At 61.6% G+C, this 15,985-nt stretch carries 16 protein-coding genes; 9 read left to right on the forward strand and 7 right to left on the reverse strand.

The window, feature by feature from the left end:
* Window positions 1-13 precede the first annotated feature (13 nt).
* Window positions 14-910: a D-hexose-6-phosphate mutarotase gene (locus AC3RCM_RS27110; protein WP_492629290.1), complete on the forward strand. Its 897-nt coding sequence runs from the start codon at window positions 14-16 to the stop codon at window positions 908-910.
* A 123-nt stretch (window positions 911-1,033) separates the two neighbouring features.
* On the opposite strand, the gene AC3RCM_RS27115 is transcribed toward AC3RCM_RS27110, so the two are convergent.
* The 4 genes from AC3RCM_RS27115 to purE all read right to left on the reverse strand — a co-directional run bounded on the left by AC3RCM_RS27115 (window position 1,034) and on the right by purE (window position 3,554).
* Window positions 1,034-1,567 carry a DUF3299 domain-containing protein gene (locus AC3RCM_RS27115; protein WP_162497233.1) on the reverse strand — a complete coding sequence of 178 codons (534 nt, stop codon included), beginning with the start codon at window positions 1,565-1,567 and terminating at the stop codon, window positions 1,034-1,036.
* 48 nt (window positions 1,568-1,615) lie between these two features.
* A complete protein-coding gene (locus tag AC3RCM_RS27120) occupies window positions 1,616-1,861 on the reverse strand; it encodes a GlsB/YeaQ/YmgE family stress response membrane protein (protein WP_003253308.1) in 246 nt (81 codons plus the stop codon).
* A 108-nt stretch (window positions 1,862-1,969) separates the two neighbouring features.
* Window positions 1,970-3,052 carry a 5-(carboxyamino)imidazole ribonucleotide synthase gene (locus AC3RCM_RS27125; RefSeq protein WP_010955825.1) on the reverse strand — a complete coding sequence of 361 codons (1,083 nt, stop codon included), beginning with the start codon at window positions 3,050-3,052 and terminating at the stop codon, window positions 1,970-1,972.
* Between the two features lie 10 nt (window positions 3,053-3,062).
* Window positions 3,063-3,554 carry a 5-(carboxyamino)imidazole ribonucleotide mutase gene (gene purE / locus AC3RCM_RS27130; protein ID WP_003253304.1) on the reverse strand — a complete coding sequence of 164 codons (492 nt, stop codon included), beginning with the start codon at window positions 3,552-3,554 and terminating at the stop codon, window positions 3,063-3,065.
* Between the two features lie 270 nt (window positions 3,555-3,824).
* Here purE and AC3RCM_RS27135 point away from each other — a divergent pair, with 270 nt between their 5' ends.
* Window positions 3,825-4,451 (forward strand): zinc-dependent metalloprotease family protein, encoded by a 627-nt coding sequence (locus AC3RCM_RS27135; protein WP_003253301.1) that lies wholly within the window; start codon window positions 3,825-3,827, stop codon window positions 4,449-4,451.
* On the opposite strand, the gene AC3RCM_RS27140 is transcribed toward AC3RCM_RS27135, so the two are convergent.
* Window positions 4,443-5,360, reverse strand: a complete 918-nt coding sequence (locus AC3RCM_RS27140) for a LysR substrate-binding domain-containing protein (protein WP_003253299.1) — start codon at window positions 5,358-5,360, stop codon at window positions 4,443-4,445. The genes AC3RCM_RS27135 and AC3RCM_RS27140 overlap by 9 nt on opposite strands.
* A 182-nt stretch (window positions 5,361-5,542) precedes the next feature.
* Here AC3RCM_RS27140 and aspA point away from each other — a divergent pair, with 182 nt between their 5' ends.
* The 4 genes from aspA to AC3RCM_RS27160 all read left to right on the forward strand — a co-directional run bounded on the left by aspA (window position 5,543) and on the right by AC3RCM_RS27160 (window position 10,631).
* Entirely contained in the window at window positions 5,543-6,967 is a 1,425-nt protein-coding gene (gene aspA / locus AC3RCM_RS27145) for an aspartate ammonia-lyase (protein ID WP_029380744.1), read from the forward strand.
* A 229-nt stretch (window positions 6,968-7,196) separates the two neighbouring features.
* Entirely contained in the window at window positions 7,197-8,189 is a 993-nt protein-coding gene (locus tag AC3RCM_RS27150; RefSeq protein ID WP_003253295.1) for an AraC family transcriptional regulator, read from the forward strand.
* A gap of 295 nt (window positions 8,190-8,484) precedes the next feature.
* Window positions 8,485-9,528 carry a histone deacetylase family protein gene (locus AC3RCM_RS27155; protein ID WP_064491875.1) on the forward strand — a complete coding sequence of 348 codons (1,044 nt, stop codon included), beginning with the start codon at window positions 8,485-8,487 and terminating at the stop codon, window positions 9,526-9,528.
* Window positions 9,528-10,631 (forward strand): polyamine ABC transporter substrate-binding protein, encoded by a 1,104-nt coding sequence (locus tag AC3RCM_RS27160; protein WP_010955830.1) that lies wholly within the window; start codon window positions 9,528-9,530, stop codon window positions 10,629-10,631. The genes AC3RCM_RS27155 and AC3RCM_RS27160 overlap by 1 nt, the downstream gene beginning before the upstream one ends.
* 32 nt (window positions 10,632-10,663) lie before the next feature.
* Here AC3RCM_RS27160 and pdxR read toward each other — a convergent pair whose 3' ends face one another.
* Window positions 10,664-12,193, reverse strand: a complete 1,530-nt coding sequence (gene pdxR, locus AC3RCM_RS27165; protein ID WP_104886895.1) for a MocR-like pyridoxine biosynthesis transcription factor PdxR — start codon at window positions 12,191-12,193, stop codon at window positions 10,664-10,666.
* An 89-nt stretch (window positions 12,194-12,282) separates the two neighbouring features.
* Here pdxR and AC3RCM_RS27170 point away from each other — a divergent pair, with 89 nt between their 5' ends.
* From AC3RCM_RS27170 to AC3RCM_RS27180, 3 genes are read left to right on the forward strand one after another with little or no spacing between them, the layout of a single operon-like run.
* Window positions 12,283-12,912, forward strand: a complete 630-nt coding sequence (locus AC3RCM_RS27170) for an FMN-binding negative transcriptional regulator (RefSeq protein WP_010955832.1) — start codon at window positions 12,283-12,285, stop codon at window positions 12,910-12,912.
* Between the two features lie 11 nt (window positions 12,913-12,923).
* Window positions 12,924-13,370: a GNAT family N-acetyltransferase gene (locus AC3RCM_RS27175; protein WP_003253286.1), complete on the forward strand. Its 447-nt coding sequence runs from the start codon at window positions 12,924-12,926 to the stop codon at window positions 13,368-13,370.
* Between the two features lie 7 nt (window positions 13,371-13,377).
* Window positions 13,378-14,049 (forward strand): GNAT family N-acetyltransferase, encoded by a 672-nt coding sequence (locus AC3RCM_RS27180; RefSeq protein ID WP_104886894.1) that lies wholly within the window; start codon window positions 13,378-13,380, stop codon window positions 14,047-14,049.
* 121 nt (window positions 14,050-14,170) lie between these two features.
* Here AC3RCM_RS27180 and oadA read toward each other — a convergent pair whose 3' ends face one another.
* Window positions 14,171-15,979 carry a sodium-extruding oxaloacetate decarboxylase subunit alpha gene (gene oadA / locus AC3RCM_RS27185; protein WP_020191103.1) on the reverse strand — a complete coding sequence of 603 codons (1,809 nt, stop codon included), beginning with the start codon at window positions 15,977-15,979 and terminating at the stop codon, window positions 14,171-14,173.
* Window positions 15,980-15,985 lie beyond the last annotated feature (6 nt).

Here is a 15,985-nt window from a genome sequence, read left to right on the forward strand (position 1 = left end):
TGAGAAGAACGCAATGGCTACCTTTCAGGTCGTAACCGAGCAACATGGCGAACTCAACTGCTGGCGTATCAGCAGTGACCGTGCCGAACTCCTGATCGCCCAGCAGGGCGCACAGGTCCTCAGCTACCAGCAGGTAGGCGAACCGCCGCTGCTGTGGCTGAGCGACCAGGCCATCTTCCGCCAGGGCAAGTCGGTACGCGCCGGGGTACCGGTGTGCTGGCCATGGTTTGGCAACCTGCAGCGCAACCCTCAAGCCGTCCAGGCCATGTACCAGGGAACACCGGCGCCTGCCCACGGGCTTGCGCGCACGCGTGACTGGCAATTGCTGGGTATCGAGGAAGTGGGCGAAACCCTGCGGATCGAGTTCGAACTGCCTGAAGCGCGGGGCGACCTGCCCGGTTGGCCCCATGATGTCGAGCTGAAACTGGTGGTGGAGATGGGCGCAGACCTGACACTGAGCCTGACCAGCCGCAACATGGGCAATACCCCCGTGACCATCAGCCAGGCCCTGCATAGCTACTTCGCGGTCAGCGATGTGCGCCAGACGCGGGTCGAGGGTGTCGACGGGCTGGGTTATATCGAGACCCTGGCGAACTGGGAACAGCGCCAGCAGCAAGGGGCACTGATGTTTGCCGGGGAGACGGACCGGATCTACCTGAACACCCCGCAGACCCTCAGCATCGTCGACCCGCATTGGAATCGGCGGATTACCTTGACCAGCAGCGGCTCGCGCTCGGCGGTGATCTGGAACCCGTGGACCGAGCGGGCCAAGGAGCTGGCGGACATGGCTGACGATGGATGGCAGCGGATGCTGTGCATCGAGACAGCGAATGTGTGGGATGACCTGGTGGAGTTGAAGCCTGGGGCGAGTCATTCGCTGGGCGTCCAGATCGGTTGTGAAAATATCTGAGCCCTGCTCTTTTATTACCGGCCTCTTCGCGGGCTTGCCCGCTCCCACAGGTTCTCCACAAGCCTCGAAAATTGTGGGTTACCTGTGGGAGCGGGCAAGCCCGCGAAGAGGCCGGGGCAATTATCAAAGGTCTGCGTCTTCCACCACCCTCACCTTGTTTGCATCCAGCGCATAGGCCGCATCGGCCAGGTCATTGCTGACCTTCTCCACCTTCAGCTTGCCGCTGACCCACAGCGGTGTGTAGATGTCATCGATCTTCAGGCCTTTCGGGTAGCGCACCAGTACCAACTGGTTCGGCGGCGGTGGCGGCACATGGATGCACGCACCCGGGTACGGCACCAGGAAGAACAACGTGCTGTTGCCCTTGGCGTCACTCTCCAGCGGCACAGGGTAGCCACCCAGGCGGATGTCCTTGCCATTCATGGCCGCAACGGTCTTGGTCGAGTACATCACCGCAGGCAGGCCCTTGCTCTGCTTGAGGCCACCCTTGGCGGTAAAGGTGCCCATGGCTTCCGGCGAGTTGTGGTCGATTTCAGGCATTTGTTCCAGCGCCTTCTGGTCCGACTTGGGCATCAGCTCCAGCCAGTCGGTTTCGGGCAGTTCGGCATGGGCCAGGGTACTGGCCAACAGCAAGGGGACGAGGAAAAAGGCACGCATGAAAATGCTCGGCAACTCGAATGAATTGCCGAGCATTCTAACCAGTAATCAGCGTTTCTTGATGAATCCGTAGATCACCAGCAGCACCACGGCACCGACCAGCGCGCCAAGGAAGCCCGCCGCTTGCCCAGCCTGGTATATACCCAGCGCCTGACCGCCATAGGTAGCCAACAAGGAGCCGGCAATACCCAGCAGGATGGTCATGATCCAGCCCATGCTGTCATCGCCCGGCTTGATGAAGCGGGCCAGCAGGCCGACGATGAGGCCGATGAAGATGGTTCCAATGATACCCATGGCAATCCCTCTGCAGTGAAGTTGGAACAAGCCAAAGCCTAGACGGGCTTCGGCTTGTTGCCACATTCAGAGGGCATGCCGCTTGCAGAAGTTCGATTCGAAGCCCGATCAGTTGCTGATCAGCGCCTCTACTTCGGCAATCTTGCGCTCGAGGGTGGCCATGTCAGGGCAGCGCAGGGTGGCGTGTCCTACCTTGCGGCCAACCTTGAAGGCCTTGCCGTAGTGGTGCAGGTGGCAGTCCCCGATGGCGACAACCTTGTCCACGGCCGGCACTTCACCGATGAAGTTGAGCATCGCGCTCTCGCCCACCTTGGCGGTCGAGCCAAGTGGCAGGCCGGCCACGGCACGCAGATGGTTCTCGAACTGGCTGCACTCGGCGCCTTCGATGGTCCAGTGCCCGGAGTTGTGCACGCGCGGGGCGATTTCGTTGGCCTTCAAGCCACCATCAACTTCGAAGAACTCGAAGGCCATCACGCCAACGTAATCCAGCTTCTGCAACACGCGGCCGACGTAATCTTCGGCCAGAGCCTGCAGCGGGTGTGCCTGGCTGGCCACCGACAAGCGCAGGATGCCGCTCTCGTGGGTGTTGTGCACCAGCGGGTAGAAGCGGGTTTCGCCATCGCGGCCACGCACAGCCACCAGCGACACTTCGCCAGTGAACGGCACGAAGCCTTCCAGCAGGCATGGCACGCTGCCCAGCTCGGCGAAGGTACCCACCACGTCTTCTGGCGTGCGCAGCACCTTCTGGCCCTTGCCGTCGTAACCCAGGGTACGGGTTTTCAGCACGGCCGGCAGGCCGATGCTTGCCACTGCGGCGTCCAGATCGGCCTGCGAGAGGATGTCGGCGAAGGCCGGGGTGGGGATGCCCAGGTCGCGGAACATGCTCTTTTCGAACAGGCGGTCACGGGCGATGCGCAGCGATTCGGCGCTGGGATATACCGGCACGAACTGCGAGAGGAAGGCCACGGTCTCGGCCGGGACGCTTTCGAACTCGAAGGTGACCAGGTCGACTTCGTCGGCCAGCTGACGCAGGTGGTCCTGATCGCCGTAGTCGGCACGCAGGTGCTCGCCCAGGGGCGCAGCGCAGGCGTCCGGTGCCGGGTCGAGGAAGGCGAAGTTCATGCCCAGCGGGGTACCCGCCAGGGCCAGCATGCGGCCCAGCTGGCCGCCACCGATTACACCGATCTTCATGGGTTGAGCCTCAAGCCTGGCGCGGGTCTGGGTTGTCCAGCACGGTGTCGGTCTGTTCCGTGCGGAACTGCTTCAACGCCGCGTGGTACTGCGGGTACTTGGCGCCCAGAATGCTGGCCGACAACAGGGCAGCGTTGACCGCACCGGCACGGCCGATGGCCAGGGTGGCAACCGGCACACCGGCTGGCATCTGCACGATCGACAGCAGCGAATCGACGCCCGACAGCATCGACGACTGCACCGGCACGCCCAGCACCGGCAGGTGGGTCTTGGCGGCGCACATGCCTGGCAGGTGGGCTGCGCCACCGGCACCGGCGATGATCACCTCGATGCCACGGCCCTCAGCCTCCTCGGCATACTGGAACAGCAGATCCGGGGTGCGGTGGGCGGAAACCACCTTCACTTCGTAGGGAATGCCGAGTTTTTCCAGCATATCGGCGGTGTGGCTAAGGGTGGACCAATCGGACTTGGAGCCCATGATCACGCCAACCAGTGCACTCATCGTCGAGCCTCTCCTGCAAGCGCCTTCTGGCGCGCTAAAAGCAACAAGCCACGCAGGTGGGCCGGCGTGGCTTGTCATACGGATTCTGAATCGACCAGGTCGGCCGAAGGCGCGGGATTGTAACGTATTTAAAGGCTGGCCGCCCACCCCTACAAGCACATGCCGGATCAAAGGGCAAGCTGTCTCGTGGGACAACTTTTTCCTGCTGCCTCGGGGTCGACGAGTGCTGCACGCTCGCAGCCCTTAACTCGCGCACTTTGGTACGTCTACATGAAAACTCCATGCTTTTTCGCACTTTCGTTTGGCCTGGTACTCAGCTTGCAATTGCCAAGTGCTTCGGCGGCCCACTCGCTCACCGTCACCGTCTATGTGCACGACGACCTGGCCGATATGCACGACGGGCAATTGAACGAAGACTTCTTCCAGCATTGGCTGAACGAAATGCGCCGTTTCAGCCAACATCCCATCGAAGTGATATTTCAACGCAATGTAAAACACATAACCGATATTGCTTATGCAGGAATGCCGTCCGAAAAGCTCCTGGAAGCTTTCAGCCAGCAGGTGTATGCACAACAGCGACACCGGCTCTACTCACTCATGGACAAACATCTCCTGCTCACTCGCAACAGCTACGATCATAGCGGCCTGAACTACAACGCCGGCTTGGCCTATTTCAAGCAGAAAACGGCCATTGCCTCTGTGGCCGCATACGGTGCTGCCGCTCATGAAATTGGCCATCTGCTAGGCGCCACGCATGAAGACGCCGAACTGAAGTTCAATGGCTGGGTGTGCGAAACGTACACGCACCCCCGTGTACCGGCACGATCCAACTGCTACCGCTACAGCGACAGGAATCGTGCAAATATCACTGATTACCTGACATACAACTCAAATTGACGCTTCACCTTGTGCGCCAGACGACTCCAGCTTGCGCCATAGCAAGCGGACGTTAGCCTTACGCACCAAAGCACAGCGGTACAGGCGGATTTCCAGCGGCACATGCCATTGGCTACCGCCGCAGATCGCCAGTTCACCGCGTTCGAGCTCGCCACGCATCGACAGGCGCGGCACCCAAGCGATGCCCATGCCCTCCAGGGCCATGCTCTTGAGGCTGTCGGCCATGGCGGTTTCGTAGACGGTGGTATAACGCAGGTTGCGCTGGCGCAACAGCAAGTTGACCGAGCGGCCGAGGAATGCGCCGGCGGTGTAGGCTAGCAACGGCACACTGCCCTCGCCCTCCAGGTCGAACAACGGCTTGCCATCGGCATCCACGGCGCACACCGGCAGCATTTCAGTGGTGCCCATGTGCAGCGACGGGAAGATCTCGGCATCCATCTGCAAGGCCGCGTCCGGGTCATAGAACGCCAGCATCAGGTCGCAGCCGCCTTCGCGCAGTGCATGCACAGCATCTCCGACGTTAGTCGCAACCAGGCGGGTGGCGATGTTCAAACCGTCGTTGCGCAGCTGGGCCACCCAACGGGGGAAGAAACCCGACGCCAAGGAGTGTGCCGCAGCTACCTGCACCACTTCGCCCTGCCCGCCTTCCAAGTGATGCAAATGGCGGAGAATTTCGCTCAACTGGTCGACAACAGTACGCGCTGTGACGAGAAATAGCTGACCTGCCTCGGTCAGCTCGATGGGTGTGCGAGAGCGGTTCACCAGTTGCAGGCCTAACGCCGCCTCAAGGCTGCGAATGCGCCGGCTGAAGGCCGGTTGGGTCACGAAACGCCGCTCTGCGGCCTGGGAAAAACTGCGGGTAGCGGCCAGAGCACTGAAGTCTTCCAGCCATTTGCTTTCAAGGTTCACGAAGCACATCTCCCGGCGCGCACCAAAATGGAACACGCTCGAATATCAATTGGCGTCACATGAAACACTATGCCGTTTGTGCATAGGTTAGCGTGCAATAGCATTGGCCGCAAAAACACCTTCAGGCCTAGGATTGGCGCCATTCCGGCATGTGCCGGGTCAAAATCGAGATGATATACATCATGTCCTCTGCTGCATCGTTCCGCGTCGAAAAAGACTTGTTGGGTACCCTTGAAGTTCCTGCAGATGCCTACTACGGCATCCAGACCCTGCGCGCTGCCAACAACTTCCACCTCTCCGGTGTTCCGCTGTCGCACTACCCGAAGCTGGTCGTGGCCCTGGCCATGGTCAAGCAGGCCGCTGCCGACGCCAACCGTGAGCTGGGTCACCTGAGCGATGCCAAGCACGCTGCCATTTCCGCAGCCTGCGCCCGCCTGATCAAAGGCGATTTCCACGACCAGTTCGTGGTAGACATGATCCAGGGCGGTGCTGGTACTTCTACCAACATGAACGCCAACGAAGTCATTGCCAACGTTGCGCTGGAGGCCATGGGCCACCAGAAGGGTGAGTACCAGTACCTGCACCCTAACAACGACGTGAACATGGCGCAGTCGACCAACGACGCCTACCCGACCGCAATCCGCCTGGGCCTGTTGCTGGGTCACGACGCGCTGCTGGCCAGCCTTGATAGCCTGATCCAGGCCTTCGCTGCCAAGGGTAAAGAATTCGACCACGTACTGAAGATGGGCCGTACCCAGCTGCAGGACGCCGTACCGATGACCCTGGGCCAGGAATTCCGCGCCTTCGCCACCACCATGACTGAAGACCTGCAGCGCCTGCGCTCGCTGGCTCCGGAACTGCTGACCGAAATCAACCTGGGCGGTACCGCCATCGGTACTGGCATCAACGCCGACCCTGGCTACCAGGCCTTGGCCGTACAGCGCCTGGCCACCATCAGCGGCCACCCGCTGGTACCGGCTGCCGACCTGATCGAAGCCACCTCCGACATGGGCGCCTTCGTGCTGTTCTCCGGCATGCTCAAGCGCACCGCGGTCAAGCTGTCGAAGATCTGCAACGACCTGCGCCTGCTGTCCAGCGGCCCGCGCACCGGCATCAACGAGATCAACCTGCCAGCGCGTCAGCCAGGCAGCTCGATCATGCCAGGCAAGGTCAACCCGGTTATTCCAGAAGCTGTGAACCAAGTGGCCTTTGCCATCATGGGCAACGACCTGGCCCTGACCGTCGCCGCCGAAGGTGGCCAGCTGCAGCTGAACGTAATGGAGCCGCTGATCGCCTACAAGATCTTCGACTCGATCCGCCTGCTGCAACGCGCCATGGATATGCTGCGCGAGCACTGCATCGTCGGCATCACCGCCAACGAACAGCGCTGCCGTGAACTGGTCGAGCACTCGATCGGCCTGGTTACCGCACTGAACCCGTACATCGGCTACGAGAACGCCACCCGTATCGCCCGCGTTGCCCTGGAAAGCGGCCGCGGCGTACTGGAACTGGTGCGCGAAGAGAAGCTGCTGGACGACGCGATGCTCGACGACATCCTGCGTCCGGAAAACATGATCGCTCCACGTCTGGTTCCGCTGAAGGCGTAATCAGGCCGCTGTAAACAGTCTCACCAGGTCGAGGGACTAGACACCTCTCAACCTTTCCAAGGCCCGAGCGCTTGCTTCGGGCCTTTTTTTTGCCTGAAGGTTTTAGAGGGCGCTTTGCAGGCCTTTGCGACACCCGGCGCGCCGGCAGGGTATGTGGTTTGCCTGCAGCCTCGGATATCGGCACACAACTTGCTCCATAATGCATCCCAGTCCAACGGGATTACCCAGCATGCTGCACAGCCACCTGACCACCCTCAACGCAGTTTCGCTGATCCTCAACGTCTTCCAGGCAGACGGTTGCGAGGCGTCGGCGTTGCTGGCCGGCAGCGGCATTGGCCCGGCAGACCTGGGGCATGCCGATGCGCGCATCACCACCCAGCAGGAGCTGCAGGTTTGCGCCAATGCTGTGGCCCGGCGCGAGGACATTGGCCTGGAACTGGGCCAGCGCATGCGTGTGTCGTGCTACGGCATGCTCGGTTACGCGCTGCTCTCCAGTGCCACTTTGGGTGACGCCTTACGCCTGGCGCTGCAGTATCCGGCACTGCTGGGAACAGTCTTCAAGCTGCGCTTGCTCGACGACGGCCAACGTGTCTGGTTCAGCGCCAGCGATTACCAGGACAGCCCGGCGCTGAGCGCTTTCAACGCCGAGTTCTGCCTGGTGTCGTTGAAAGTCATCTGTGACGACCTGCTTGGCCGGCCGTTGCCGCTGCTTGGTGCACGCTTCGAACACCCTCGCCCTGGTTACCACGCGCTCTATGCCGAAGCGTTTCAATGCCCGATCGGTTTCGCCGCCGAGGACAATGCCTTTGCCTTCGAACGGCGATGGCTGGATATGCCGCTGCCGCTGGCCGACCCGATTACTCACAAAGCCATGAGCGAGCGCTGCCGGCGCCTGAACCTTGAATTCACCGGTCGCCAGGCATGGCTGGGACGGATTCGCCAGCTGCTGGCGCAGCAACTGGACGCAGCACCTGGGCTGGAAGGGCTTGCGCGGCAGATGAACTGCTCGTCGCGCACCCTCCGCCGGCATTTGCAGGCGTTGGGCAGCAGTTATCAACAGCTGCTGGACGAGCTGAGGTTCGAGCGGGCCAAGCAGTTACTGGCCGATGAACAGATGCCGATCTACCGGATTGCGGAGACTTTGGGGTTCAGTGAGACGGCCAGTTTTCGGCATGCCTTCCAGCGCTGGAGTGGCGTGGCGCCCAGCCATTTTCGTGGTTGACCTGTTCTGGCCTCTTCGCGGGTAAACCCGCTCCTATAGGGGTGTCACAACCCCTGACGCCCTGGTGGCCATTGTAGGAGCGGGTTCACCCGCGAAAGGGCCGGGCCTGCCTGCCAATGCCCAAAGGCCGTTCACGGTTGCCGCCGCTGCCTTACCCGCGAAAAGGCCGGATAGGTCACCACCCATCCGGCCAAAGACCTTGGCCATATCGATCCCCTTTTGGCCGTTTGCGTCGTTCTCCCCTGCTGATCAGCCCATGACAATGGACCCACGCCAGTCCCACCGGAGAACAACAATGCTGACGATCTATTCCGATGACCACCGCCTGCACCACGGCCGCTGCGAGCTGATCGATGGCAAGCTGATGCCCTGTTTCGAAATGCCTTCGCGCGCCGACCATGTGCTCGACCAGGTGAAAAAACGCAACCTTGGCGACATCCAGGGCCCGACCGACTTCGGCCGTGCGCCGTTGCTGCGCATTCACAGCGCCGATTACCTGGATTTCTTCGAAGGCGCCTGGGCCCGCTGGGCTGCACTGGGCCACGAGGGTGACCTGCTGCCCTTCACCTGGCCGGCCCGCACACTGCGCCAGGTCAAGCCGACCGGCCTGCATGGCGAACTGGGTTACTACAGTTTCGATGCCGGCGCCCCCATCACCGCGGGTACCTGGCAGGCGGCCTACAGTGCTGCGCAAGTTGCCCTGACCGCCCAGGCAGCGATTCAGCAAGGCGCCCATGCCGCGTTCGCCCTGTGCCGTCCGCCAGGGCACCACGCTGCCGGCGAAGTGATGGGCGGCTACTGCTATCTGAATAATGCCGCCATCGCCGCCCAGGCCTTCCTCGACCAAGGCCGACGCAAGGTCGCCATCCTTGACGTCGACTACCACCACGGCAACGGTACGCAGGACATCTTCTACAACCGCGACGACGTGCTCTTCGCCTCGATCCACGGCGACCCGCAGGACGAATTCCCGTTCTTCCTCGGCTATGCCGATGAAACCGGCGAAGGCGCAGGCCAGGGCTACAACATCAACTACCCCTTGCCCGCCGGTAGCGACTGGGCCGCCTGGAGCGCAGCCCTGGAGGATGCCTGCAAGCGCATCGCCAGCTATGACGCCGACGTGCTGGTCATCTCCCTGGGTGTGGACACCTTCAAGGATGACCCCATCTCGCAGTTCAAGCTGGACAGCCCGGACTACCTGGAAATGGGCAAGCGCATCGGCCAACTCGGCAAGCCGACCCTGTTCGTGATGGAAGGCGGCTACGCTGTGGAAGAAATCGGCATCAACGCGGTCAATGTGCTGGAAGGCTTCCAGCGCGCCCAGTCAGGAGCCCGATAATGGTCCGACTCAAACGTCTGCTCGCCCCATTCATCGCTGCCACCCTGTTCGCAGGCGCCCTGCATGCGCAAGCCGAGCAGCGCACCCTGCGTGTATATAACTGGTTCGATTACATCACCCCGCAGACCTTGACTGCCTTCCAGAAGGACAGCGGCGTGAAGCTGGTGTACGACATCTTCGACACCAACGAGGCGCTGGAAGCCAAGCTGCTGACCGGCAACTCCGGCTATGACGTGGTAGTACCGTCCAACGTGTTCCTCGCCAAGCAGATCGAAGCAGGGGTGTTCCAGCCGCTGGATCGCAGCAAGCTGCCGAACTGGCAACACCTGGACCCGGCACTGATGAAGCTGATCGAAGCTAACGACCCGGGCAACAAGTTTGCCGTGCCGTATATGTACGGCACCGTGCTGATCGGCTTCAACCCGGCCAAGGTCAAGGCTGCACTCGGCGACAACGCGCCGGTGGACAGCTGGGACCTGATCTTCAAGGAAGAGAACATCGCCAAGCTCAAGCAGTGCGGCGTGGCCCTGCTCGACTCGCCGTCGGAGATTCTACCGCTGGCGCTGCAGTACCTGGGCTTGCCGCCGAACAGCGACAAACCGGCGGACTACAAGAAGGCCGAGGAACTGATGCTGAAGATTCGTCCGCATATCACCTACTTCCACTCCTCGAAGTACATGGCAGACATCGCCAATGGCGACATCTGTGTGGCAGTGGGCTACAGCGGCAGCTTCTCGCAGGCAGCCAACCGCGCCCGTGAGGCGAACAACGGCGTGGTGGTGGACATGCGCCTGCCCAAGGAAGGCGCACCGATCTGGTTCGACATGCTGGCGATTCCAAAGGGCGCTGCGAACCCGGAGGATGCGCATACGTTCATCAATTACCTGCTGCGGCCAGAGGTGATTGCGCCGATCAGCGACTTCGTGGGGTATCCGAACCCGAACAAGGATGCGACCGACAAGGTGAATCCGACGATTCGCAACAACCCCAACCTGTATCCGACGGCAGAGGCGATGGCCAAGCTGTATACCCTCAAGCCTTTGACGCGAAATGCCGAACGGGCCAGGACCCGCGCCTGGACGCGGATAAAGTCCGGTACGTGATGTTGAACCGGGGGCTGCTTTGCAGCCCCCCTTCATTTTCTCCAGACTTTGCGTAATTTCATCAAGGCTTCGGCTATCTCGCCCTCCGGCACCGCCGCGAAGCCCAGCACCAGACCCGCCCGCTTATCCACAGGCACCTCGCAGTCCGCCAACCAGAAATTGCTCAGTGGCGTCACTTCCACTCCCACCGCCTCAGCCTTGGCCACCAACTCCTGCTCCCGAGCAAAGTTATCCACATCGACCTTCACATGCAGCCCAGCCGCCACTTCCGGCATTGCACCCAACCCCGGAATATCCACAGGCCAACCGGCCTTGAGCACATCGCGCCGCTTCAATGCCGCCTTGCGCATACGGCGGATATGCCGCTGAAAATGTCCACGGGCCATGAACTCGGCCATCACGCACTGGCTGCTGACCTCCGAATGCCGCACCGCTATAGCTCTGCCCTGGCTGAAGGCCTGCACCAGTTTCGACGGAAGCACCAGGTAGCCTAGACGCAACGCCGGGAAGGCGATCTTGCCGAAGGTGCCGACATACAGCACCCGCCCGTGCCGGTCGAGCGATGCCAGCGGGGCCAGCGGCGCACCGCTGTAGCGATATTCGCCGTCGTAGTCGTCCTCGATGATCCAGCCGTCACTGCGTTCAGCCCAGGCAAGCAATGCCAGGCGACGTGCAAGGCTCATGGTCACCCCTGTCGGGTATTGGTGTGCAGGCGTGACATAGGTCAGTCGGCAATCGGTCAACTGTTCCAGCCGGCCGCAGTCCAGCCCGTCTTCATCCACAGGCACGCCACACACCCGGCCGCCCGCGAGCGTGAAGGCATGAGCGGCCGCCCGATAGCCTGGGTTTTCCACAGCCACACCGTCGCCCGGTTGCAGCAGCAGCTGTGCACAAAGGCTGATGGCCTGCTGCGCACCGCTTGTGATCACAATTTGTTCAGCCGTACAGCTCAGCCCCCGCGAGCGGCGTAGATAGGCCGCTATCAGATCGCGCAAAGCCGGCTCGCCAGCGGGGTCACCATAGCCCAGTTGTGCAGGCGATGGGTTGCGCCAGAAACCCGCCTGTAGCTTGGCCCAGACGTCAAACGGGAACAGGTCGAATGCTGGAATACCAACGCGAAAAGCACGCGGCGCACCGCTTCTGGGCGGTGGCAAATGGTTGTTTTTCAGGCGCTGCAGAGGCGCGCTGATAAGCCTCCCGCTGGATAAATCCTCAGTATTTTCTTCACGAAATGTGGATAAACCTGTTGATAAGCCCAGGGATAACCCTGTGGATACTTGTGTGGACAGTTTTGGCAGCCGGCTAACGTAGGTGCCATCACCGACCCTGCTTTCGATGAAGCCCTCGGCATACAGTTGATCGTACGCGCGCACCACGCTGTTGCGTGAAAGAGCCAACATGGCAGCCAAGTCGCGCGTAGCCGGCAGACGAGTACCACTGCTCAGGCGCCCATCCAGTACCCGCGCTCGCAACGCCTGATATAGCTGCTGGCTAAGCCCGCGGCTGCGATCCAGGGCGATCCCGGCAGGGTCGAAAGGCAGTATGAGGGGCGACTCGCGCATGATATTGGACCTATGAAAACAGGCATTAATGGATCTTACCCAGAACCAATAGCCTGCCTAGGATGGAACCATTCGACAAGGATCCCGCCATGTACAACAGTAAGCCGCACCAGGAACACGACCTCACCCGCTTGCACCAGCACATGCTAGACACCCGCCTGGCCGTTCTGGTCAGCCAGGGCGAACAGGGCCTTCTGGCCACGCACCTGCCGGTGCTGGTCGATACCGCCGAGGGCGATTTCGGCACCGTGTATGCCCACCTGGCCCGGGCCAACCGCCAATGGCAAGACCTGCAGCACGGCGGCGAAGCACTGCTGGTATTCCCCGGCGCCGATGCCTATGTCAGCCCCGGCTATTACCCAAGCAAGGCCGAAAACCCCAAGGTGGTGCCAACCTGGAACTACCTGGCGGTGCACGCTTATGGCCCGGCCGAAGTTATCCATGAGGCCGAGCCGCTACTGGCTATCGTAAGCCGCCTGACCGACCGCCACGAACAGGGTCGCAGCGAACCATGGAAAGTCACCGACGCCCCTGCCGACTACATCGAGGGCATGCTCCGCGCCATCGTCGGCATCCGCCTGCCCATCGCGCGCCTGCAAGGTGCGCGCAAGCTCAGCCAGAACCGCTCCGGGCAAGACATCGCTGGTGTGCGCGAAGGCCTGAGCGCCAGCCCCGATCAACTGGACAATCAACTCGCGGCGCACATGCGCCAACTCTGAAGGAATAGCCCATGCCCAACCTTACCCTGCGCCCTGTCACGGCCCAAGATCACGCAGCCTGGCACGCCCTGTGGCAGGCCTACCTGCACTTCTACGAGACCGAGTTGGCCGATGCCGTCAGCCTGAGCACCTGGCAACGCCTGCTCGACCCCAGCGAGCCAACCCATTCGGCACTGGCCTGGGTCGACGGCAAGGCAGTGGGGATGGTCAACTTCATCTACCATCGTTCCAACTGGAGTATCGAGAATTCCTGCTACCTGCAGGACCTGTATGTGGACAGCACGCAACGTGGCCTGGGCATTGGTCGACAGTTGATCGAGCACGTCTACACCACTGCCAAGGCCGACAACTGCATCAAGGTGCACTGGCTGACCCACGAAACCAACGCCACCGCCATCAGCCTGTACCAGCAGGTTGCCGAGCGCTCGGGCTTCATCCAATTCCGCAAAGGCTTGTAGGCCGCACATGACAGACGCATTGAACTGGAAACCCGCCGCAACCCCCAAGGCCGAGCCCATTGAAGGCCGCTTCATCCGCCTGGAGAAGCTCGATCCAGGGCGCCATGGCGAAGACCTCTGGGAGGCACTGCAGGGGCCGGCCTCCGATCCGGTGCTGTGGGACTACCTGCCCTACGGCCCGTTCGCCGAACGCGTCGCCTTCGACCGCTGGCTGGAAGGCAACACTGCTGGCCGCGACCCGCTTTTCTACACCGTCATCGACCGCGCCAGTGGCCAGGCCCAAGGCATCCTCAGCCTGATGTCGATCGTGCCTGAACACGGCCGGATCGAGATCGGCCACATTGCCTTCGGTGCCGCCATGCAGCGCACGCCCAAGGGTACCGAGGCGGTGTACCTGCTGGGCAAGCTGGGCTTCGCGCTGGGTAATCGACGGCTGGAGTGGAAGTGCAATAACGCCAACGCCCGCTCCAAACGTGCGGCGGAGCGATTCGGCTTCGTCTACGAAGGGGTGTTCCGCAAGCACCTGGTGGTGAAGGACCATAACCGCGATACGGCGTGGTATTCGATTACCGATGATGAATGGCCGGCGGTGGCTGCCGGGTTTGAGCGGTGGTTGAGTGAAGAGAACCAGCAGCCAGGTGGCCAGGTGGAAAGCCTTGAGATGTGCCGCAAAGGTTGAGCGGTGTGCTGAATCAGCTCTCCTACAAGGGATGCGCGTTGTGAGGTGCGGGTGAGTCCGGCACAAAAAAAGGGGAGCATCCGCTCCCCAGAGGTTAACCACTTGTAGATGAGGGCTTAAATCAGCCCTCGATCTCGATGAGGATCTCACCCGGCGTCACGCGATCACCCTTGGCCACATGGATGGCCACGACCTTACCGGCGATGGCCGCCTGCACTTCGGTTTCCATCTTCATGGCTTCGGTGATCAGGACCGCCTGGCCGGCCTTGACCATGTCACCTTCCTTGACCAGCACATCAACGATGTTCCCTGGCATGGTGGTGCTCACGTGGCCAGGGTCGGTCGCTTGCTTGCGCTTGCTGCCGCCACCGCTGACGAACTCGTTGAGTGGCTCGAATACCACTTCCTCCGGCATGCCGTCGATCGACAGATAGAAGTGACGCTTGCCTTCGGCCTTAACGCCCACACCGGTGATGTCGACGCGGTAGGTTTCGCCGTGTACGTCAATGACGAACTCGGTCGGCACGCCTTCACCGCCTGGGGCAGCCACGGCACCGGCTTCCGGAATCGGCAGCAGAACTTCAGGCGTCAAGGTGCCAGCTTCGCGTTCTTCGAGGAATTTGCGGCCAATGTCCGGGAACATGGCGTAGGTCAGCACGTCTTCTTCGCAACGGGCCAGGGCACCGATGTCGCTACGCAACTTGGCCATTTCCGGCTTCAGCAGGTCAGCCGGGCGCACATCGATCACTTCTTCGCTGCCGATAGCCTGGCGACGCAGTTGCTCGTTGACCACACCCGGGGCCTTGCCATAACCACCTTGCAGGTACAGCTTCACCTCATTGGTGATGGTTTTGTAGCGCTCACCCGCCAGCACGTTGAAGAACGCCTGGGTGCCGACGATCTGCGAGGTCGGGGTGACCAGCGGCGGGAAGCCGAGGTCTTCACGCACACGCGGGATTTCGGCCAGCACTTCGTTCATGCGGTTGAGGGCGCCCTGCTCCTTGAGCTGGTTGGCCAGGTTGGAAATCATGCCGCCCGGTACCTGGTTGACCTGCACCCGGGTATCTACCGCGGTGAACTCGCTTTCGAACTGGTGGTACTTCTTGCGCACGGCGTAGAAGTACAAGCCGATCTCCTGCAGAAGCTCCAGGTCCAGGCCGGTGTCGAACTCGCTGCCCTTGAGTGCGGCAACCATCGACTCGGTACCCGGATGGCTGGTGCCCCAGGCGAAGCTGGAGATCGCGGTGTCGATGTGGTCCGCGCCATTTTCCACAGCCTTGAGCTGGCACATGGCTGCCAGGCCGGCGGTATCGTGGGAGTGAATGAACACCGGCAGCGACTGTTCTGCCTTCAGCGCCTTGACCAGCTCGCCAGTGGCGAACGGGGTCAGCAGGCCGGCCATGTCCTTGATCGCCACCGAGTCGCAACCCATGGCTTCCATCTGCTTGGCCTGGTTCACGAAGGCTTCGATGGTGTGTACCGGGCTGGTGGTGTAAGCGATGGTGCCCTGGGCGTGCTTGCCGGCGGCCTTGACCGCTTCGATGGCCACGCGCAGGTTACGCACGTCGTTCATGGCGTCGAAAATGCGGAACACATCGATGCCGTTGACCGCCGCCTTGGCGACGAAGGCCTTGACCACGTCGTCGCTGTAATGACGGTAGCCCAACAGGTTCTGGCCGCGCAGCAGCATTTGCAGGCGGGTGTTTGGCAGCGCTGCGCGCAGCTTGCGCAGGCGCTCCCACGGGTCTTCCTTGAGGAAGCGCACGCAGGCGTCGAAGGTTGCACCACCCCAGACTTCCAGCGACCAGTAGCCAACCTTGTCGAGCTTGTCGCAGATCGGCAGCATGTCTTCGGTACGCATGCGGGTAGCCAGCAGGGACTGGTGAGCGTCGCGCAGGATCGTATCGGTTACGTGAATTTTCTTGGACATTATAGG

The organism is Pseudomonas sp. GW823-FHT05G12, from assembly GCF_058795575.1.